Raw genomic sequence first — 24,114 nt, forward strand, 5'->3', positions numbered from 1 at the left:
CCCAATCAATATTAAAAATATATGAACATTATATTCAAAAATTGGATCAAAAAAATTTATTTTCTTGTTGCACTTTGCTGTTCACTGTTCACTCATGCCCAGGTACAGGAAGTGGAATATGGCAGTTTTACGCCAACTGCATTACGCTACTTTACTGCCGGGACTGTTCTGGACTCTGAGTATAATATCCCCAATCAAAAAAACATTGATGCTTATTGCTATTTCTCCTTAGCGATAGACAATGAAAAAGCGCCTTATACCGGATACAGTGTTACGGCTGCTTTTGAGATTACCCCTTATGACCAGTCCGGAAATGTACTTCCAGCCGAAATGGTTACCAAAACGATGACTGTCAACTACAATCCTAACTTTAGTACGGTCAGCCCTGCTTTTAGCGACTTAAACTATTATAAAATCAAAAATAAATTTGGTCTTAGAGTTGCCCTCGTTTCTAACAGCATCGTAGTAAAAGATCTTTCGAATACTGTTATTCCAACTGCTTCTGCTACAGCCCAATTGAATAACGTGACAATAAATATGGGATTCAAAGCCCGAAGATATTATCCTTTGGCTACTACTTTAATTAGTCCAACAGCAACAACAAATACTAATGCAACAGCGGTTAAAATTTCCTGGGGCGCTTTAACAGGCGCCGTTGAATATGAACTAGAATGGACATGGGTTGATAATTACAGTGATGCAAGCAGTACTGCAGTTACCCCTCCCCAAAATATTCCGTTTACAGACCGAAATTTCGATTTAAATAATACCCGAATTGTAATCAAAGCAAATGGATCTGCAAATAATTATGAAATCCCCCAAATCTACAGTAAAGGTTATATACTTTACAGAGTAAGAGGAATAGGCCGAAATGCCAGTAATGAAAATGCTAAAACATATGGTCCCTGGAGTTCCGGAGCCGGAGCAAAAATAACTGTTGCAGACTGGCCTAATCAAATTACCATATCCGAGCATGAAAACAATAAAAACTGGCAGTTTCAGGCCAGTTATGCCGAGGATGGGAAGAAAAAAGAAATCGTTAGTTATTTTGACGGATCACTCCGAAATCGACAAACCGTTACCAAAATAAACTCTGACAATGTTGCCGTTGTAGGGGAAGTTATATACGACACACAGGGAAGACCTGCTATTGAGGTATTGCCAACACCCACTCAAGATAATACAATTCATTATTTCCAAAATTACAATTTGTTTAATGCCAATACCCCGTATTCCAATAAAAATTTTGATTACGGGCCAAATAGCTGTACAACGACTACAGCTCCCATGATCAATACTGTTTCAGGATCAAGCAAGTACTACTCGGCAAATAATGATTTTACTACTTCTGTAAATCGAAACTTTATTCCGGATGCCAAACTGTACCCTTTTTCCCAGACAGAATATACTCCTGACAACACCGGAAGAATTTCGCGTAAAGGAGGCGTTGGTGACAAACACCAACTGGGCTCCGGTCACGAGATGAAATATTTTTACGGAGTTCCCTCTAGCATGGAATTAAACAGACTTTTTGGATATAAAGCAGGAAATATTTCCCACTACAAAAAAAACACCGTAATTGATCCTAATGGTCAAATTTCTGTAAGTTATTTAGATCCGCAGGGAAGAACAATTGCGACTGCACTTGCCGGTGCCAATTCTACCAACTTAGAGAGTCTTCATGAAGAAACCATTACAGGCAGTACAGTTAATGATGATTTAACTGCCCTTAATACATTAGCGGAAAGCGGTGCATTTAAAGCTAGTCTGGATAAAAAAACAATAACAAAGGAAATTTTAGTTTCAGACGTTATTCCCTATCATTTTAATTATACTTTAGATCAAAGCAGTTCTTTTCAGCTCGAATGTCAGACCCCTGCTTTTTCATATCCTTTTGTTTATGATCTGGATATCTCCCTTAAAAACAATTGTGGAGAAGAACAATTGACAACTCCGGTACACCAGCCAGTAGGGATAAAAAAACAGACGGAATACCGACAGGAGTTACAATAAACAAAAGTGGCCTTAGTACCCCTCAACTCACAGCGGGAAAATATAGTTTATCAAAAGAGCTGAAAGTAAATGAAAGTGCATTAAAATCTTATGCAGCCCACTATGTAAAAAAACTGACCACCCCTGGTTCGTCCTGTTATATAAACCCTAATGCTTATAAGGCAGATGCATCACTGTTAATTGAAAATTGTAAATTTAGCTGTAAAACCTGCGAGGATAAATTAGGAGAAAAACCAGCATATATCCAAAACTCATTTAACGCCTATTATTCCAGTACTTTAATTACTGTATCGATTGCTGGTACAACCATTAATGTTCAGCTTAATGGTGCTACAAATACTAATGGTACTGCTATTGACGCAGAAGAAAAATCAGGCTTAACGACCCGTTTTTCTAAAGAATGGGATTTGTTAAGCAGTGAATGTAAGAAATATTGCGACCCTGATGTTGTATTTGCACCTTCATGCGATGTAAATGAAGGAATGCTGCTGGCGGATGTGAGCCCAAATGGCCAATACGGAGCTACATCGAATACGTATGTTAATGATGAAAATCTTCCGGTTACACCAAATCCTGCCTATAAAGTAAGTGTCTTTAATAATACAAGTCCGGAAAGCATAACAGGAAACCAATTATTTTATTATGCTGATAATTCAACTTCTGGAAATAACTGGAAAAAACCCACAACATCCTACGTAAATGAGGATGAATCCATTGCATGGATTGAGTTAGAAACTACAACTGCTGCAAATGGAGAAATTACATTTGACCCTGAAATTGACACATACAGTGATATTCCACCAGCAGGTAAACTTCAAATCACAAACCCTGATGGTTCAATTACCTACAAGGTCAGACCACAATACCTGAAACACAATAAAGATTTTATTGTCAAATGGGATGATGGCTGGGCTGCTTCATTGGTAAAATATCATCCGGAATATAATTATCTGGTGTACAGCAAAGCACTATGCGGAATCACAAAAACTGTTACAATTAACGGTGTTTCTGTTACCTTAAATTCAGACGATTATGACAACCGTGTCCAAAACACCACTACTTTTCTACAGGCACAATCAAATGGGTTCATTGATTCCTCAGGAAATTTTGACTTCATTTACACCAACGACCCCTATTTTCAAAGTTTTACAAGTGCTGGTATTGAAACCACTAACCAGCCTGCTCTAAGATATAACCCAAATACCTCTGGCAATACCAGTATCATGTATCAGGCACTAAAAACCAATTATGCCAAGGATGCCAATAATGTCAGTTTGACAATGTTTCAAAATGCGGTTAAGACTGTCTTGTGTTCGCCTTTAACTACTAATTGCAACTCAGCATTTAGTTCAGCAACACCAGAACAAAAAGATGCGATATGGAACATCTATAAATCTTTATATCTGGGGCTCAAGGCCAATATAAAGCACATTTACCTAAATCTTTATGCTTTAGAGAAAAAAACATACAATGGCTGTATTGGTCCGGAAAAGTCTAAAAATGTAGCCAATGTGCTGAGCAGCAGTTTTGCGACCCAAAAAACAGCGATCAACAATGCCATTCAATCCATCACTACTTCAGGCACATTATGCGCCAGCAGCAGTGCACCTCTATATGCAAAACTGGAAAGACGTTTTATTCCGACAGATTATAGTTATGATTCTTCAGCAGATCCTAATACAGTAGTCACTAATGCGAAAGCTGTAAACCATTATCAGGTCTATGCCCAAACAGGGAATTGCCCTCTTTTGTCAGATTTAGATCTTTTTTTAAATAACTTTTTTAAAGATCCAATTCTTCCTATTACGTTTACTACTACAAATGCTACTTATTCAACATTTAATAAGCAATATTTAAGTACTAATTTATTAAAAGCATTATCCCCGGGCGTTGCAATACCTACTGCTACACTTACTATCAACTCGACTTCTTCGGGAACAAAATTAGACATCCGTTTTAGCAGTACTACACCCAGCATCACCAGCGGCATTACAAGTTTGACTACACCATCATCTACTTACAACTGGTCTGGTTATGGCTCGACCTGGAAAATTATCAATCTAAAACAATTTTTCTATGATAAAGCTGCTTCTACTCCCGGAAGCGGTATTTTCAAATTCAAAGTAATTGCTGAAATCAGTAACGGATCGAATACAACAAAAACAGGTGAGATTCTCCTAACGGGAACCACTACAGCCGCAATTGGAGAATGCGGGATAAGCGGCGGTGCCGGAGAAACATTATATCCAAATGCGGATATGTCCGGACCAAATGTATGCAACAAACAAACCCAATTTGAAACAAGTATCACTAACTTGTTTACTGAACTCAGAGGAAGCTTAAATAACACCTATCTTACTTATACTATAGCAAATAATAATCAGAGTTATTTATACAATTTTTTTGGTTCTGAAACTTTAATTTTCACTAGAAATCAAGGTAGTTCAGAACCTTATTATTATATAAAAAAAGGAAATGTAATCGTTGCAAGCTTTTATTTTGACAGTGCTCTTCCAAATAACATAACCCTTTTTACTTCATTTACGACCAGCAATAATTCACCAAGTCATTTTCGATTTAATTATAACACTACAGGGCTCAGTGGTTCTATCGAAGGAGAGATAGAATTACCTTACAACAACTTTGACTGTCCTGTTGCAGCCCAAAAATGTATTCCGCAAACTGTAGCACCCGTCGCCTGTGACAATGCTAAAAAAACAGAATACATCGAATTTATAAATGGCAAGAGCGGGGTTCCTCCTGCCCTCTCCAATTATAGTGTAGATGCTTCCAAAGTGCAGTTTTGCGAAAATAATTACCAATATATCTTTGATAGTTACAAGGCTTATATCAATCAGATGAAAACTATCGGCATGACATCTGCACACGATATTCGTTTCAGGACTATTTCAGAATTTGGAAATACCTATCTTAATTATGGTTTTTCAGATATTGGAAATACCATCACACAATATTCAGCCTATTATGTGGCTAATGCAAATGATCCTAATTTATTGAACTGGAATGACTGGGTAAATACCGTTTATAGAAAAATTAACGGTCTGTGTCCTCCGGCACCGCTATCCAATACCTACACTATGCCACTGCCATCGGTTCAGGCAGAAACGTGCGATCATTTTAGTATTAATATAGATGGTGCATTTGGCAATGATATTTACAACAGTGTCATAGAAGCCAAAAAACAAAAATTCATAAAAGATTATATTACTCTGGCAATGACCGCAACAGAGACTTTTGATATGAATTACACCGGTAAGGAATATCAATATACCTTATACTACTATGACCAGGCTGGAAACCTTACCCAGACTGTGGCGCCTGAAGGAGTACAGCGTATGACATTGGACAAGGCAGCAAACGACAACATAAATGCATACCGAACACGCAATGATCCTGCAGAAAATACAGCTTTGCAGCCTGCCCACACCTTTAAAACCCAATATAAATACAACACATTAAATCAATTGGTGTGGCAAAAAACGCCTGATGGTGGTGAAACCCGTTTCGCTTACGACAAATTAGGCAGAATTATTGCTTCCCAAAATGCAAATCAAGCGAAGCCGGGATCTGGATCGGTAAGATTCAGTTATACTGCCTACGATGGATTAGGCCGTATTGTGGAAGCCGGCGAAGTGCAGAATCCAAATACAACTGCAGCAACGACTTATACGATCAATGATGAGGGAAAATTAGTTTATGGAGGTGCTGCGATAGTGAATGGCTTTACCGATAACATTGCCAGCAAGGGCGAAGTCACCCGAACCGTATATTCTGACGATCCTGATGTAGAAAAATGGAGTCCGTACTCTCCTCCCGGAGGAGGAACACCCCCTTTAATTACCCGAAGCGCATCCTTTTTCTTTTCGGATAAATCCACTACTCCTGCCCTTAATAATATAAACAGGGTAACGGCTGTTTTTTATTATGACACGTATATAGCGGCGTCTCCGCTGAATTTCAACAATGCCATTTTATATAATTACGATATTCATGGCAATGTAAAAGAAGTAGTCAATTATTATTCGGCACTTAGGGATCCTAATTGTTATTCCCCTACCAAAAATGATTGCGAAAAACATATCAAAAGAGTCGTTTATGATTATGACCTTATCAGCGGGAATGTCAATACTGTCACTTTTCAGCCTGACAAACCAGATATGTTCATCCATAAGTACAATTATGATGCAGATAACCGAATTGTCGATGTACAGACCTCATCAGACAATGTGCTATGGGAAAAAGAAGCGAATTATAAATACTATCTCCACGGTCCTCTGGCACGAGTTGAGCTAGGGAATAAAAAAGTACAGGGTATCGATTATGCCTATACACTGCAAGGATGGCTTAAAGCCGTAAATGGTGAAAACCTGACCGCTGCTGCCAATGATATGGGACAAGACGGACTCGCTTCAGGAACCACCAAAACATTTGATGCTTTTGGGTATTCCTTAAACTATTACGACCAGGATTATAAGTCTATTGGCAGTACCGATGAAACTTCGGGCTTCAAACCTTTGATGTACAGCCGAAATAGCACGATTCAACCCAATTCAAAAGATTTGTTTAATGGCAACATCAAGCAAATGACTACTGCAATACGCAAAACCGATGGCAGTTTGCTTAACATCCAAAAGAACACTTATACGTATGACCAGCTAAATCGTATAACAAAAATGACTTCCAGTGCGATTGTACCTAACGCGACTTCCGGAAATACCAGCTACGATTCGAGTTATTCGTATGACAAAAATGGAAACCTCCAGACTCTAAACAGGAAAGCGCCAAACAGCAACGGAGTACCAACCGACATGGATAAACTAACCTATGAGTATCCTAACGAAGCCGACAAGCCCTACCGAAATAGCAATAAACTGGCCCTGGTTAAAGATGCGGCTCCGATACCGGCAGCAACATTTGCCGGCGATTTAGAAGATCAGGTGACCAAACTGGCTGCCTTAACCCCTGCCATAACGTATAATATCAATAATCCTGAAACGCATAATTATATTTATGACGATATAGGACAGCTTATTGAAGATAAAACTGAAGGGATAGTCATAAACTGGCGTGTTGACGGAAAAGTAAAAAGTGTCGTAAAAGGAACTGTAACCTATGCTTTTGAATATAATGGTTTAGGAAACCGAATCGCCAAAAAGGAAATTAAACCAGGTCTTATTACCACCACTTATTATGCTCATGATGCCCAGGGCAATGTGCTTGGCGTATATGAAGAAAAATTTAAACCTAAAGAAACCGACCTGCAAAACGACCTGCTTTTAAACAGCTACAATGTCAATAGCGTTGCCCTAAAACGCGCTATCAATAACATATTTATGACCAGTGACGGCAGTACTGCAAGCGTAAGTGCAAACGGAAATTTAAAGCTGCAGGCAGGGAATTCTATTACACTTAAAAATTTCACAGCGGTTCAGGGCAGTACTTTTGTGGCACAAATTACACCTGTGCAAGCCAATAACAACGAGTCTGTATTGACGCTTAAGGAACACCATATTTTTGGCAGCAGCCGACTGGGTATGGAAACCAAAAACTTGGTGGTATATAACAGCGCCACTACCAGCGGAACACCTGATCCGGTTCCAACAAATTTTGTATCTTTGATTGGTGATAAACATTTTGAATTATCCAACCATTTAGGCAATGTACTGGCGGTAATAAGCGACAAAAAAATCCCGACCGCTACAGCAGGGGTGTTTAACCCTGACGTTCTTAGTTATTCTGATTATTATCCTTTTGGAATGTTGGTACCTAATAGGCACGGAACTAGTGAACCTAATGGATACCGTTATGGGTTTAATGCTCAAGAAAAAGTAGACGAAATTTCAGGCGAAGGAAATCATAATACTGCAAAGTTTTGGGAGTACGATACTCGCTTAGGTAGAAGATGGAATTTAGACCCAGTACCAAAAGGCTTCATTAGCGGATACGCTACTCTTAGTGACAATCCTATTTGGAGAATAGACCCAGATGGAGATGATGATTATTTTAATTCTGACGGTTCTTATAATAAAGAGAGAAGTACAAAAACAGGATCAAAAATCGTAATCATTACTGGTAAAACAACTCAATCTTTTTCAAAATTTAGTGCAACTAGAACAAATAGTCAAGCTTCTGCTAAAATTGTTGCTCATTATGCTGGACAAGTAGGTATTACTGGTACTGTAGGAGTTAGCCCAAATACAGAGTCAGTAGAGAAATTAGGTTTTACTAGCCGTGACGAGATTTATCTGACATCTAAAGGTGGTGTGAATCCTCAATTCAATGATTTCAATAATTTAAAGAGTACACTAATTCATGAAAAAGACCATAAAAAAAGGGACATGGTTTTAGAACAATAACTTTTGAAGAGCATGCAAAAGTTTATTTGGCTCAGATGGATAACGGTTTCTATAAAACAACAATTGATAAAAAAGAAGGACATGCTAATTCGTTTGCTCAATATGTTTTGAGTGCTGACAGAAAAGAACCAGATGCAAATTCTACTGATTTAATAAATAGTTACAATAGTAAGAGTAAGGAGTTTAAATTAAGTTTAATACAACAAGAGTTCAAATTGGATGATAAAGGAAATATTGTAGATACTAAATTTTATATTAATGTTACAGATTCAAAAGGCAATACAGGTAGAATTGATTATGATAAAAAGAAGACTTCCAATTAATTTAAATAATGTGTTTGCTACATCATTCAGTTCTCTACTCTTATTTTTTGTTTTTAGTTGTAATCAAACCACTGAAGAAAATAAATATAACGGAAAATGGATTTTACAAGAACAAAATTATAATGAAGATATTATTTTTAAGGATGGAAATTACACTAAAAATTATAGCAGAGATGATCTTAGAGTAAGCTCAAGTGGAAAGTTTTATCTTAATAGAAATGAAGATAGAATAGGAATTACAATATCATTAATTCCTAATAAAATAATCAGTGAGAATGATACTATTTTCCAAGAATGCGAAAACTTAGACGTTATTGAAATTAATGAAATTAATTTAAAAATTCAAAAACCAACGCAATGGATTAAGAATAGTAATGATAATTACATTAAAATAAATGAAATTCTAATTTATAAAAAGCAGAAAAAATAAACCCGATCGCCCAGCTAGTCCGAGCATTAGATAATACAGGTGCCGGTGTGTCTCATCCTAAAATAAGTTTACATATTTATACTTAATCCTAACATAGGTTTCCCACTGGCGCTCGTTTGTCAATTATTGTGGTGCTCGATTGTATCGAGTACCTACTTAAATTAGGATATAAAAGGTAGCGTTTGCAACGCGTGTAATTAAACCCTATGGCGCAGATATATCAACACAACGATAGCGCAGAAATGTTTTCCGTGCCCGCAACGATGAGTCACAAACATAATCAAAAAAGCAATTCGTAAAAGAATTGCTTTTTTACTCTCTTTTGTTTATAAAGATGTTTACATAGATTAGAATACAAAACATAGTGTTTGCAACAAAGTCATTCCCAAACAGCAGTAATTAAGTTTTACTTCTATTTTAAAAAAATAAAATTTCAAAGTCAAAAAATAATCAACTAACCAAAAACCAAAACAAACCAATGAAATTAAAATTACTTACACTGGCGAGCCTGCTTGTAATCAATATGAGCACAGTTACAGCGCAAACCAATACCAATACAGGAACAGACGCGGGTAATGCCGGAACCTACAACAGTGCTTTTGGCTATTATGCAGGAAATCTCGTTACCGGGAATAATAATTCATTTGTAGGCTATTTTGCAGGTAAGGCTACCACTACAGGAGAATACAACTCCTTCTTTGGAGCTAGTAGCGGTGTTAATAACGTTGCCGGAAAGGATAATGTTTTCTCAGGCTTCAAATCAGGATTTACAAATGCAGGAGGATCCAGAAACGTATTCATTGGTCGTGAATCCGGGTTTCTCAACAGTAGTGGAAATAATAACGTTTTTACAGGCTATGAATCCGGATATAGTAATTCCAGCGGAGAAGGAAATGTCTTTTCGGGTTATAAAGCAGGTCACAGTAATACTTTAGGTAGGAACAATGTTTTTTCAGGTTATGAAACTGGGTACAATAACGACATTGGGAATTATAATGTATTTACAGGATTTAGATCCGGAAAAAACAATAAATCAGGAAGTTACAATATAATTACAGGACATGAATCAGGATATTCTAATACTTACGGAAGTTATAATATGTTTTCAGGATTTGAAGTTGGATATAATAATCTAAGTGGATCTAGTAATATATTTGCAGGTACTAAATCAGGACATGGAAATCAATCTGGTTCATTTAACATATTTTTTGGTGGTACTTCAGGATATAAAAATATTTCAGGAAATACAAATATTTATATTGGCCAACAAGCCGGGTATTACAGCAATGGATCAAGTAATATTTTTATAGGTCAGAATGCAGGATATTGGGAGAATGGAAGTAATCGTCTATATATAGATAATAATCCTGATAAAAATACATCGACTACACTAATAGATGCCACTACAGCAACGACCCCATTGATTTACGGAAAATTTGATACGGACCAACTGGGTATTAATACCAAAGTAATCCCTATAGGCTATACCATGGCCGTAAAAGGAAAAATGATAGCAGAAGAACTCAAAGTACAATTGTATGCCAGCTGGCCGGACTATGTATTTGATAAAAAGTATCATCTGCCACCATTAAGTGAAGTAGAGCAGCATATTAAAGAAAAAGGACACCTAAAAGACATTCCATCAGCAGGTGAAGTATCCCAAAACGGCATTTTGTTAGGAGAGATGAATGCCAAGCTTCTTCAGAAAATTGAGGAACTGACACTTTATATAATTGAGCAGGAAGCCCGTATAAAAAAATTAGAGGCAGTTATGACTTCAAAGTAATTGGATGACTTAGCCAAAAATAAACTACAACCTCAAAAGTTGTAGTTTTTTTGTTTTATAAATCTTCATCAAAGGATTTATTTGCTATTATGGAGTTAATATGTATTAGCAGCTTTAATACAGCCGTTGAGTTCAGACAAATTTCCTATCTTTGATGCCGATAAATGTCGTTAACAATAACATTTTGGCAACTAAGTATTTTTTAAACAATTATGGATATAGTCAAATTTAAAATCACATCAAAAACGATAAAAGTAGAAGTACGCAATTCGAATAATTATGTTTTTAATTTTAATACGGCTTTGGACATTGCAAAAGAAGACCGGGATGTTTTATTAAAACTATATAATGCCTTAGACATTCTTTTCAGGAAAGAAACACCAAGCGAAACAAAAAACTACATTTCGCCAAACCAAACCAATATATTAGACCAGATTTCTGCTGCTGATAATTTAGAACAGGAGAAATAACATTGGATCAGGTAAAAGCAAGACTTAGGTGAGGGAAAATTAAAAAATGATGTGTTATTATATACAACATTTACATATAATTTTCTTTTACAATTATATCCAGCGGTATAAAATGTGCTGCCTCTAAACTCTCCTGTAAAATAATTTTTTTATAGAGGTAATTTATCCCCATATATCCCTGCTCTTCCGGTTTTTGGTTGATTAAAAAATCAATTATTCCAGAATTTAAGTAGGTTATATTTTCTTTTAAAAGATCGTAACCTATTATTCTTATTCCTTTTATATTGTGTTTCTCTAAAAACTGAGCAACAACATAAGCCCGGGAATTGGGAATAAATATACTGCTAACATTTTTAAACATTTCCAGATTCAGCAGATTTACATCCGGCTCTTTAATGGCAATTTCTGAAAAACTAAAATTTGTGAGTTCAGGATTGTCTTCGAAAAAAGTATAAAACCCTTTAATGCGCTGCAGATAAATAGAAGTATTGTCTATTTCTTTGGCTATTTTGACTATTAGTACATTGCGCTCATTTTTTACTGCAAAACTAATAAGGCGTCCTGCTAAATAGCCACTTTTAAAAGCATCCTGTCCAATATAATAATGATCTATTTTGTCTTTAATATCGGAATCTATCATTACTACCGGCTTGTTCTTCTTTTTGTATTCATCAAGAAATGCAATTGATTCTTCATGAAAAATAGGCGAAAAGAGCAATCCGTCGCATTCATAATCCAATACTTCAGCTACCATTTTCTGGAATAAACCACTATCAAAATCATAAAGAAAATACTGTAGTTCGATCCCAAACTTTTTAAACTCTTCGGCCGCTTTTTCAATTCCGGTTAACTGGCTACCCCAGTATTCCAGTTTTTCGGATTTTGGTAAAAAAACCGCTATTTTACATTTCTTATTTGAAGCCAGATTACTTGCAAAAATATTCCGTTTAAATCCATGCTTTTTAATGATGGCATTTACCTTATCTATATTCTCCTGCGATACCTGACCGCGTTTATGAATAATCCTGTCCACTGTTCCGGGCGAAACATTGGCTAGTTCTGCTATTTTTTTTATTGTTATGATATTCTTTGTATTTAAGTTAAATAATTAATTTAAAGTTATAAAATTAATTTAATTATTTCGCATGTCTTTTTTATATGCTCTTTTGTACAATTAAAAACAAAATCTAAATCTTTTTCCCTTTACAATATAGCTTTCGAAAATAATGTGGATGAAGACCAGGATTAATAAATAAAAGTTTGAACATTACTTTATTTTTTCTGATCTTAAACAACAAAAAATTAAATCAGATTAATTACAAAAAATGGAGTTTATACCCACTTCTTTATTCCCTTACCATCATCTTTTCAATTTCTGCTAAAGAAATGTTAGGGTTTGCACCAGGAGATGCTGCTACCAAAGCACCGACTGCGCAAGCAAAGTCAATCGCTTTTTGAGGTGTATTTCCTGTAAGTAAACAGGTAATTAATGAAGCTAAAAACGAATCGCCTGCTCCTACCGTATCCACTACCTTGACAGCGTAACCTGTATTTTCATACAATGCCCCTTCCCATAACAATACTGCTCCGTGTTTGCCTTTTGTTACGCAAATAGAAGGCGTATTGGTCTTAGCTGCTATGAAATGAATATTCTCTTCGAGCGAGGTAAAAGGAGATTGCAATGCAGCCGAAATTTCAAGAATTTCATCATCATTGAATTTGACGAAACTAGCCGCCAGCATCAATTTCTCCAAAATTTCATATGAATAATGAGGCTTTCTTAAATTGACATCAAATACTTTGTAAACTTGATTTTGTAATAATGATTCTAAGGATTTTCCAGATACTTCATCCCTGCAGACCAAACTTCCGTAAATTAGAACATCTGCATTGCTTACTAATTTTTGAGCATAATCGTTCATTTCAATTTTATCCCAGGCAGATGGATAATGAATATCGTAGGTTGCAGAGCCATTTTTATCTAATGTCACCTTTACCAGACCTGTAGGATAAGTTTCTGATTGTGAAATTGTATTAGTATCAATATCTAACTTTTCCACTTCATGAAGAATTGCACGTCCATCTTCATCATTTCCTACACCGCTAATCATGGAGACTTCACAACCCAGGCTTTTCATTCGCATGGCCACATTTAGTGGAGCTCCTCCAATCTTTTTTTCGTTTTCAAAAACATCCCAGAGAATTTCTCCAAAGGCTACGGCTTTAATTTTTTTATCGTTACTCATTAGTTTTTTTTCTAAAATTACGATTTAAAATAAAAACATAATTCATTTCATAAAAAAAGGGAATACCCATTTAATGAATATTCCCTTTTGCTATTTTTAAACTAAATTAGTTCACCAATACTTTTGCTGTTTTTATTCCTTCTGTAGATTCTGCTTTTACAATATAAACACCACTATTAACAGATAAAGTTATATCTTCACTAGTTTGAGTAGATTTAACCAATGCGCCTGTTACGCTATACGCACTAACTTTAGTAGCTGCATTTACATTTGCGACATTGATTTTACCATCTGCACCAAATATAGTTACTTTAGAATCTGTTTGAAAATTATTAGTTGAAAGTGTTGCTCCGGAAACTTCAATCTTATAAACTGCAAAAGAACTATCCCCATAAATATAAACCAAACCAGAATTTGTAATATTAACGGTAACTACATTAGATAAATTAGCAGTTACGTCATTAGTAACTGAACCGCTTCCATATAGAGCTGTTCCATTTGATACATAAAGAGTACGTGTAGTAGGCGCTGATCCATTACTAGGTATCCCTGTTGTATGTTTTATCCAAGCTTTAACCGTACATGGACCACTTGCATTGAAACTAAAATAACGAACAGTAGGCAAGAAAGTATTAGCTGCTGCCGCACTTGAACCTCCAGTACTTGCTCTATTAGCGCCAACAAATCCATCAGAAAAAGTTTGGCTATTATCTGATATAGCAGCAAAAGCTGAAGAATTAACAGAAGTATTTCCATATAAATTCAAACCACCAACTTTTATTGTATTTGGTGAAGTTCCTGCAGTACTACCCGAAGCACTTGTAAGAACCCCTGCAGCAGGAAACGCTGGACTTGCAATTGTAACGGAACCATTAACACTAACAGTATTGTCACTAAAATTCCAAACTGTAGTTTGAGCATTAATAAATCCTACTGAAAAAAGTAAAACAGTAGTTACATAAAGTAATTTTCTTTTCATAATTTAATTTTATAAGTTTAATAATCAGTGTAATCGATTATCTAAGTTAAGATTTTTTTTTATTATTTTAAAAAAACATTTAAAATTTATCCATTCCTGATTTAAATTAATTTCACTTACCTCAAAAAACTATAATCATAAGAAAAGCGGGTCTTTGGAAAACCAAAAGACCCGCTTTTTAAAATTAAATTTAAAACTATTTTTAGTTGGTAATCACTTTTACAACTTTTTGACCATCTTCAGCTTTAATTACTACAATCCAGGCTCCGGTTTGAAATTCAAAATCAATATCCTGAGCTGTTTTGAATGTTTTTACTTTAGCCCCAGTAATGGTATAAATTGCTACTGCCGTTTCTGATGTAACATTTGAAATGGCAATTCTGTTTTTATAAGCAAGAACATTCACTGCAGAAGTTGGCGTATTATCTTTTACACCTAAATTATCATTAGAAATTAATTGTGGCAGTGGATCCCATCCATCGCTTCCTTTTGTGAAATTTAGAGTTGTAATAGCCGTTCCATCTGTTAATGTAGCTGCAGCCAGTTTAGTTGACCACGCTACACGTCCTGATGCATTATTTACACCCGAATTTTCAGTTGTACCATATTCATACATCTTAGCTGACTGACCACCTAAACTATCATTCCACCCTGCAGGTACTATTAATGACTGGTTTTCACTTCCTGGGAAATTAGACGTTTCAATAGTCGTGTTGTAAAAAACGACCTCACTTGTTGTAGCTTGCCATGGACGACCAAAATAACCTGGTTTTGAACGATATGCTGAAGCCGTTTCTGTACCCGGAATAGCAGTTGTCACTTTACACTGGTACATTAAGTAGCCTCTGCCACCTGTTTGCTGTGGGGCAGTTATGTAAGCCTGATCGCCTGCAGTGTCGCTTGTATTCATAGACAAATCAGTTTTATAGAAAACCGCAGTCATTCCTCCAAAAATATAATCAACAGCTCCCATCATCACCCCTTTGTAAGCCACAAGCCTTGTTCCTGTTCCTCCATAGAAAGAATCCTGACGGCCTACTACCCTACATTTATTCAGGACAACTTTATCAATATTGTTCGCAATTGCAATAGCTGCGGCTCTTTCTACAAAGCTTCTTTTCTGAACGTCAGTGTTTCCAATATCCGTAGGTCTTGCACCTTTACTTCCTGTAGACCACATTACAACAACGTCTTCAGATTCTTTTTTAGAAATGTATTGGTTAAATGAGTTTTCAAAAATAATGTCATTCGCTTCGAAACCATTTGCCGTAACAACTACAGTAGCATTCCAGTAAGATCCGTTTGTTGTTCCTGAACCTTTATTTTCATACGATAAATAACCGTTTTCTTTGTTCACTTTTAAAACATCTGCATGCCATTTCTGGTCAGATGACATACTATAATAATTATAACCATGCCCATAGTAAGAAGTAATTCTAACAGCGCCAGCATCGATATCAACTCCTTTGTTTAATAGCTTAATGTTTGGAGTAGAAGCCGCATTTTTAAGCGTCACATTTGCCTGATTAATTACCAGCATCTCTTCGTAATTACCTGGGTCAATCATAACCGTAACACGATCTGTAGCTGTACGTGTCATTCTTGCAACATCTGCGAGTGCAGCATTAATAGTTTTGTATGGCTTATCCGAACCAACAGCCAAAACAGGTGCATAAGATATACTTCCTGATGAAGCTGTAGACACAAAATCCAGTGTTTTAGAAGTCGCTGCATTAGCCACATTCAGATTAGAGGTCAACGCCATCTTTACAGTGCTGTCCAATCCGCTGGATGAAATACTATAAGTTCCATTACGCAATGTTATTCCCGAAACAGAATTGAAGTTATATACGTATCCACTTTCATTTAAATTAGTGAAAGTTAACTTCAAACTACTGATTTGGGTAGCATTTAAACCTGTTGTATTAATTGTAATCGGATATGCCGGTTTCAATGTAAATGCAACATTTGCATTAGTGTTACCTGTAATTGTAATTGTATTAGCGAGTAATTCGTAATCGTTGATATTTTCAGCAGAAATTGTATATGCTGTATTTGGCTCTAAATTTACTGTATATGAACCATCCGTAGTATTAATAACCGGAACAGGAACATAAATCTTATTAGCTGCAGCAGGAGCTGTATATTTTAATGCTACGTTAGAAATTTTAGTTCCCAGACCTGTAATAGTACCACTAACTGTATACAATTGTACTTTTTCAATTACTACGTCATGATTTGTAGTAGTTTTCAATACCTGTAGCGAACTTCCATTATTAATTACATATCCATTAGCTCCTGATAAACTTATATTATAGGTATATCCTGCAGGTAATTTTGCAGTGTAAGAACCAGAAATAATGGTTGCCGGAAAAACTTTACCAGCAGCATTTGTAAACTGGACATTATAACCGTTTGGAATTCCATTAGCCTGAGTTACATCTATAGTCCCGTTCAGGTTAACATAATCAGCATCTTTTCTGTAGATTCTATAGTAGCTTGGTTTATCTTTTGTATCAAAAATATGATAAGTCCCTGCTTTTTTAGCTACAAATTTGAATTCTGTTATAGTAGTCGATAGTGCCACTTTATCTGTTTGTTCTGTCGGGTTGCCAACATATTCAAAATTTAGAACTCCACCATCATTCCCATCTACTTTGGCTACAACTGTAACCTCATCATCAACACTTAATGTCAGACTTAAATACCTTCCTACAGCTGCTGTTCCATTCACATATAGTCTTCCCTGATAATCTACAGTACCTGCAGCACTCTCATCGTAACGGGTAAGATTTGTATTAAGCGTTCTTAACCTGTCATTTGACCCTCCAACCCAGCTTAATACTCCAGCTGAAAAAGATGGCAATACATTTCCATTACTACCGGCAACAACTGAAGATGAATACCAGCTGTTAATAGCTGACTGAGTCAGTTTATTATTGTACAAAGTACCATCAAGCTGTGTAGCACCAAAATCCCAAACATCAGTTTTACCATTTGAAGCTATTACTTCTGCAGCATTTTCAACGCTCATTCCATGAATATAGATTTCGGCAGTAGGGTTTGCAGCGCTTGTTAATTTTGCTGTAATAATCCCTTTAGCACCAGTATAGGAAAAGCTGTATGGCTGAGCATCTGCTAATCCATTATTTTGTGCTCTGATAGTTCCCAAAAGATTATTTGATGCATCTCTAAATTCTAAAAGGGCATCTGGAGATCCGTACGTACATGCTATAACAGTAATAGTTGCATTACCTGCTACCGCTACATCAAATGAATTTCCGGCATAAAAAACACCGCCGTGTGCAGCATCGTGATAACCAAATTTTACAGCATCAGTAGTGGTATTACTTTTTATAGTAACCATACCGTCATTGGTAACAAAAGTATTGTAACGCAATGAAGTATAAGCTGTCTGCGGCATTTCAGAGCCGTTTGCAAAATTATAAGTGTACGTTTTTCCAAATTCCGGTGCAGGAACAATACTATTGTCTTTAATCGTAATTGAATATGTTTTTGGATCAGTTGCGCTATTGGCATAAGTAACTGTCATTACATCGCCGTTAACACTTACTGAAGCAATATCTCCTGTTACAGCAGGTGTAAAAGTAGACAACGCGCTTCCATTCAAATTAATTCGCACTGAAGCTTTATCACTAGTAGCACTGATTACAGTACCAGCACTAACACCAACCGTAGCATTAGATGCAGCATCAATTCCGGATTGAAGATTAATAGTCGTTCCGTTTATAACAACAGTACCTGTTTTTTGTACATAAGAACTTAATGAAACAGGATAAGGTACCGGAGATACCTCAATGTAAGGTAAATAATTGGTTCCTCCTACACTTTCAAGTGTAACAGTTCCGGCAGTTCCTACGTATAAGATATTAACATAAGTTGGGGCTCCATTACTAAAAGTTGTTCCAGTATTATTATTAACTGTGGTTACATCAAAAGAACCAGTAGCACTTGTAGCTTTTATAGTACCACCTGAATACTGATCAGTTGCTACTCTAATGTAACTATTCCCTGCAACCTTAAGGGTAATTTTGTTTCCATTTTTGAAATAAATTCCATGTTGCGTACCGTGGTAGGCATAAGCATTAGACGCACCTGCATCTATCTTAAACAATCCTAATTCATAAGTATTTCCCGGATAGGTCGCTGAAATAATACTCTGATCTCTTAAATCAAATGAATAAGTTATGTTTTTTTCAGCCGAAGTGAAGTTTTTACCGAGCTGAGCCGGTATCACTTCAATCTTAGGAAGGTAAATATCATTACCTGTACCCGCTATGGCCTTAAAGTTTAAAACAGCGGCAAGCCCTGAGTAAACAAATTCATAAGTGTCCACTTTATCATTGACTACCTGAGTGTCCATCGTTCCAAGATTTACAGCTGTAGAAGAAGTACCGGTAAGTTTTAGACCTGAATATTTGGATCCAAGGAATCGTATAGTACAACTTCCCGAAACAGAAATATTAATTTCCTGGTTCAATTTTAAGTCCAATCCATAGCTAGTGCCATGAAAGGTATAGGCACCTCCTAAAGTCAATTTACCATCGGCGCTTTGCTTAGCGGCAATGATGGTACCGTCGGTAAAATCATAGGTAACTGCATTCGTAATTTGTCCCCGTACAATGGAACCAAACAGAATCAATACCAAAAAAAAGAGATAGTTTTTCTTCATAGTTTAATTTGTTAATAGTTAAGGTTTAGTTTATAAAATGGTTTAATAATTACATGTTGTATAATATTTAGAATTCAAAAGCCCCTAAATCAGGCAAAGCTCCATTAAAAGGCAGTCCAACATTCACTCCTTTGTTAATCATATCACTATCTGATTTTAAATGAAAGAAAGTAACATCCGGCAAACTGCCATCTGCTTTTCTCGCTCCTAGTAATTGAGCATAATCAATACTTATAAAATCATCAGCCGTAACAGTTATTCCGTTTTGCCAGCTGTTATTGGTTATATCTGTAGCAGTTGCAAGTGTAGTTCCGTAAGCACCTAAAACATTACTATTTTTAATAATCAGTTTTGCTAAAGGATTAGTGTTGCTAAAAGAATAATTTCTACCATTATCATAAGCAGAACAGTTATAAATCGTAACTTCTCCCCTGTTACTGTTATGATCAAAACCATCAGCGACATTTCCTGCAGCTATACAATTTGTGTACTTAGCGTTATGTTTTAACAACTTATCATCACTTCCTCCCGTTTTGAAACCGTTTCCGTCTCCGGCTCCTTTACTTCCATCTTTCAGATAACCATTTTTAACCGCCCAGCAATTTTGGTAAGTTGTAGAAATATTATCTGTTCCTCTTAGATAACCATCCCATCCATCATCCAGATTTTGCCATGCACGACATCCTATAAATTTATTCGCTGTTCCGGCATTTAATTTACATGCAAAACCATCGGCATTTTCAAGAGTCGCATCAGCATTGAAATAAGAGTCGCAATTCAGGATTGTATTGTTTGCTGCACCATTATCTAATTGTAATCCTGAATCTGAACATTCTGAGAAAGTCATGAATTCAATTATATTATTACTTCCTGTGATCTGCATTCCGTTATCGCCGGCATTATAAATATCAATTCCTTTAATGTGCCAATAATCAGCTTTTAAAACAATTCCCTGGTTAGAAGAACTTTCAGCCATAGCCGAAAAATCGAATTTTGGCCTTGCTGCACCGTCTTTCGCTTTAAGCGTAATTATTTTGTCTGAAGTACCTGAAGTTGTTATCGTAATTTTTGAAGTCATTGCATAATTCCCTCCATTTAAAACGATCGTTTCACCTGCCTTAACCTTGCCTAGCGCTGTATTTAATTCAGCCACTGTTGAAACCTCATAATTAGCTGTAGGAATTGAAACCTCTTTAGCATCATCATCCTTTTGACACGAAATCAAAGCGAAAAATACCAGAAGCCTAAAAATTGTTTTCATATCAATTTATTAAAATTAATCTCATTAAAAAGGTTTCTATTTACTAAAAAAGACATGCATCAATATAAAATTTCAGCATGTCTCTTTATTAATTAATAGATTAACTTAGTTATTTAATCCAACGTGGGTCACCTACATTGTTATCTTTTAAAGTTTGATTACTGATTGTAAAATCACCAGTGGCAGCGTTTGTATATCCAGGGTCTAAAGTAGTTCCAGAACTATCTGGCCTATTACTTGAACCTACAATGTTTAAATTTGGTGTTACAAAATAATTATTATTTACAAATGTCGGTGCACTTGTATCTGTTGAATTTGTATATACTGCAGAAGTTGATGTTATTAAAGTATTTTCAACCTTTACAGCTTGACTAGCAAAACGAACAAATAAAATTTTTCTAAAACTACCAGTTGTTATATCAGAAACATTATTTAATGTGCAACTACTTATAAGTACTGTAGTAGTCAAACCTGTACCTGTTAAACCTGCCTTATCAATCCTAATAAAATCACGACCTGCTGAACAAGTATCAAAAGTACTGTTTTTAAGAGTTAAAGCTTGAACATGAGTAAATCTAAAATCTATAAAGTCAGCGCTTGCAGTTGTATTTACTTTAGTAACAATACAATTATCAATCGTTATTGAATTTATTTTAGAAATAGGCGTATAAGTTGCAGTAGGACTCGTAATTAATGACTTATCATAATTATAGATTTTACAATTACTAAACAAAATATCTCCATAATTAGCAGTAGTACTTGCAAGATTAAGCGTACTTGCAGTAGCTAAACCTGTACCATCTAATTCTAAATTCAATAAAGACACATTGCTAACTCCTGCATTTGCAGTAATTTTATAATGTAAAACTGGTCTTGGATGGCCTGATATTCCAGAAATAGTAATTGATTTTTTTAAAACAAGTTCAGTACTTTGTGTAACTCCATCAGCAGCAATACTTTTATAATTTCCTTCCTCTAAAAACAATTTTGCACCAGAAGCTGCGTTTTCAACAACCTGAATCAAATCATCCGTATTTTTAACCAAAATACCATCTCCTACATCAATTCCTGTCGTAAATGTTGTAGCACCACGTTTTTTTGTTCCATTAAATAAATTAGCCTGATAAGAAATTTCAGGGGTCAATCCTGTAATTGTTGCAATACCAGCTACTTTTTCTTCAGCAGTAATAGTATGAGTAACATCTCCAGGAGTAAGAACAATCTTTGTTACATTACTATTAGCTACCCATCTTAAAATAGCAGTTTTAGCAGCTATATCTGTATCCTGAACAGGTAAGAAAAGTTGTTCTGATAAAGTATTTGCAGTAGTAACAGTCCATTTAGATTCCTCCAAATTTCCTTCACTAACAGCTTTAACCCTAATCGAATAAAGCGTTTCACCTTCTAAAGCTACAGTAACTGGTAATTGAGCAGAAGTAACTTCAACTGTTTTAAAAATAGTTGTAAAGTTTGGATCATCTGCACTAAATTCTATTACATAATGATCAGCTTGTGCATTTGCAGTCCAATTCAACTCAACAGATGTTTGGTTTCTAACTTTTGCAGTTACACCTACTGGTGAAAATACCCTTGTATTCCCAACACCGTCTAACACAGCGTCGTTGTAGCTATCACAACCCACTGCAATCACCGTCATCAAAAAAACAGCAACCAGACTTTTAATTATATGTTTTCTTTTCATAATTATATATTTTTTCTAATTAGCTATTAATATCCGTAATCGTTCTCCAACATATTATTACTAGTCTCGATAAATACTTGCCAAATTGGCCAAAACTGTCTAAGATCCGGATCAACTCCTGCTTTATAAAGAGAAGCAATTTTAGTATCTTCTAATTTAGTCCAAGTTGCAGATGTGTAATCAGCTCCCGGATTTGTATTTTCACCACGATTCAAGCCATAGATAATTAATGAGACATTATCAGCCGCATATTTATAATACAAAGTATTTGGTACATCTGCATAACTTCCAGTACGTGCTTTTAAATCGGCCATTTTTGCTTTAGCTTCATCCAGTTTAACTTTAAGTAAATTCCAACGGATCAAAGCTTGTTTACGTTCCATTTCTCCGGTAAACTCATACTTATGTTCATCAACAATAGCATTAAACATTGATTGTTTGTCTGTCAATGCATTTACATAAGCGTCTACTTTAACAGCGTGTGTTGATGCTGGAAATGCTCTTCTTCTAATTTCTTTTAAGTATGGGGCAGCAGCAGTAGGACCTTCCAATTCATTAGCAGTTTCAGCAGCAATTAAAAGCACTTCAGCATAACGCATGTATATTTTATTAACACCATCATCATTGGTAGAAGTAACTCGACGTGTCATCCACTCATAACGATATTTTCCAAAATACCAGGTGTCCAGAGTGTTTAACTCTTGTTTAGCAATATTATTTACTGCTGCTCCATATTTATAAGGAACACAAGTTACATCTCTACGTGTATCAGCCTGATCATAATCATAAAATACGAAAGGCAATGGACCAGCAACACCTCCACGATTAGCTCCGTTAGCCTGAAATTGGTCACTAGCAGAAGTATGGCGAACAGCAAAAGTAAACAACATTCTACCTCTACCGTCAGAAAAAGGAATTTCCCAAAGAGATTCACCACCAGCAGTAACTACTTCCTGATTGTATTTTTTCCATAATCCTTCAAAAGTTGTCTCCAATTTTGCTGAACCATTTGCAATAACCTCACGACATTCTTTTAATGCCAATGTATACATCTTATCAACTGAAAGATCCGGATCTGTACTTCTTCTAACACCACCAAAATTACCAGGATATTGCTGATAACCACTGGCTGCCATTGCTAAACGGGCTCTAAATGCCTTTACAAAAGCTTTATTTACATGTTCTACAGTACTTGTATAAGCTGTTTCATTAGGCCATGCCACCAATGTTGATGCCTCACCCAAATCTGCAATTAATTGTTTATAAATTTCATCTCTATTTACTTTAGCTAAATACAAAGTTTCCGGAGTAATAGGATCAAAACGGTAAGGAACATCTCCCCATGTTTTTACTAAATCAGCATAGTAAATAGCTCTTAAGGTTAAAGCCTCTCCTAACAATTGTCCAAGATCTGTACCTGGCAAAGGATTTCCGTATTTACGCAAACCTCTGATACAAATATTGGCACGTTCTATACCCTGATACATCATTGCATAGGCATTATTAGTCGTATTCATCTCTGAATTATTCGGTTTAGCATCATAAACACACAAATCAGCTTTATCCCCAGCAGTTTGTGAAGTATTATGCCATTCGACATCCGTATTTAATCCGTAATAGGGTAAAAAACGTCCTCTGTATGAATTAGTTTCACCAAATGGTACTTTTATTCCATCGATTGCTCCCTTAGCAAGTCCTGCATTAGAAAAAAGCAAAGCTTCATCTGTTGTTGATGGCGCCTCTGCATCTAAATAATCATCTTCAAATTGGTCACAAGAGCTGAATAGTCCCGAAACAATCAATCCTGCTATTATTATTATTTTATATTTCATTT

Annotated in this window: 13 protein-coding genes; 6 read left to right on the forward strand and 7 right to left on the reverse strand. The window is 35.8% G+C overall.

Annotated elements, in window-relative coordinates; genetic code table 11:
- Positions 1–21: 21 nt before the first annotated feature.
- From P5P89_RS04925 to P5P89_RS04950, 6 genes are all read left to right on the forward strand, one after another.
- On the forward strand, positions 22–2,013 hold the full coding sequence (locus P5P89_RS04925; protein ID WP_278010992.1) for a DUF6443 domain-containing protein: 1,992 nt from the start codon (positions 22–24) through the stop codon (positions 2,011–2,013).
- On the forward strand, positions 1,929–8,390 hold the full coding sequence (locus P5P89_RS04930; RefSeq protein ID WP_278010993.1) for a hypothetical protein: 6,462 nt from the start codon (positions 1,929–1,931) through the stop codon (positions 8,388–8,390). Before P5P89_RS04925 ends, P5P89_RS04930 begins: the two co-directional genes overlap by 85 nt.
- 35 nt (positions 8,391–8,425) lie before the next feature.
- Entirely contained in the window at positions 8,426–8,713 is a 288-nt protein-coding gene (locus tag P5P89_RS04935) for a hypothetical protein (protein WP_278010994.1), read from the forward strand.
- Entirely contained in the window at positions 8,649–9,143 is a 495-nt protein-coding gene (locus tag P5P89_RS04940; protein ID WP_278010995.1) for a hypothetical protein, read from the forward strand. The genes P5P89_RS04935 and P5P89_RS04940 overlap by 65 nt, the downstream gene beginning before the upstream one ends.
- Positions 9,144–9,621: 478 nt before the next feature.
- Positions 9,622–10,929 (forward strand): autotransporter outer membrane beta-barrel domain-containing protein, encoded by a 1,308-nt coding sequence (locus P5P89_RS04945; RefSeq protein WP_278010996.1) that lies wholly within the window; start codon positions 9,622–9,624, stop codon positions 10,927–10,929.
- A gap of 212 nt (positions 10,930–11,141) precedes the next feature.
- Positions 11,142–11,399: a hypothetical protein gene (locus tag P5P89_RS04950; protein WP_269237369.1), complete on the forward strand. Its 258-nt coding sequence runs from the start codon at positions 11,142–11,144 to the stop codon at positions 11,397–11,399.
- A gap of 70 nt (positions 11,400–11,469) precedes the next feature.
- On the opposite strand, the gene P5P89_RS04955 is transcribed toward P5P89_RS04950, so the two are convergent.
- From P5P89_RS04955 to P5P89_RS04985, 7 genes are all read right to left on the reverse strand, one after another.
- A complete protein-coding gene (locus P5P89_RS04955) occupies positions 11,470–12,432 on the reverse strand; it encodes a substrate-binding domain-containing protein (protein ID WP_278010997.1) in 963 nt (320 codons plus the stop codon).
- A 313-nt stretch (positions 12,433–12,745) separates the two neighbouring features.
- Positions 12,746–13,645, reverse strand: a complete 900-nt coding sequence (locus tag P5P89_RS04960) for a carbohydrate kinase family protein (RefSeq protein ID WP_278010998.1) — start codon at positions 13,643–13,645, stop codon at positions 12,746–12,748.
- Between the two features lie 106 nt (positions 13,646–13,751).
- Positions 13,752–14,624 (reverse strand): T9SS type A sorting domain-containing protein, encoded by an 873-nt coding sequence (locus tag P5P89_RS04965; RefSeq protein ID WP_278010999.1) that lies wholly within the window; start codon positions 14,622–14,624, stop codon positions 13,752–13,754.
- Positions 14,625–14,826: 202 nt separating this feature from the next.
- Positions 14,827–19,317 (reverse strand): hypothetical protein, encoded by a 4,491-nt coding sequence (locus P5P89_RS04970; protein WP_278011000.1) that lies wholly within the window; start codon positions 19,315–19,317, stop codon positions 14,827–14,829.
- Positions 19,318–19,384: 67 nt separating this feature from the next.
- Entirely contained in the window at positions 19,385–20,578 is a 1,194-nt protein-coding gene (locus tag P5P89_RS04975) for a right-handed parallel beta-helix repeat-containing protein (protein WP_278011001.1), read from the reverse strand.
- Between the two features lie 109 nt (positions 20,579–20,687).
- On the reverse strand, positions 20,688–22,280 hold the full coding sequence (locus P5P89_RS04980) for a DUF5123 domain-containing protein (RefSeq protein ID WP_278011002.1): 1,593 nt from the start codon (positions 22,278–22,280) through the stop codon (positions 20,688–20,690).
- Between the two features lie 26 nt (positions 22,281–22,306).
- Complete coding sequence (locus P5P89_RS04985; protein ID WP_278011003.1) at positions 22,307–24,112, reverse strand: RagB/SusD family nutrient uptake outer membrane protein; 1,806 nt, start codon at positions 24,110–24,112, stop codon at positions 22,307–22,309.
- Between the last annotated feature and the right edge of the window lie 2 nt (positions 24,113–24,114).

The sequence above is a fragment of the Flavobacterium gyeonganense genome (genome assembly GCF_029625295.1).
GTDB lineage: Bacteria > Bacteroidota > Bacteroidia > Flavobacteriales > Flavobacteriaceae > Flavobacterium > Flavobacterium gyeonganense.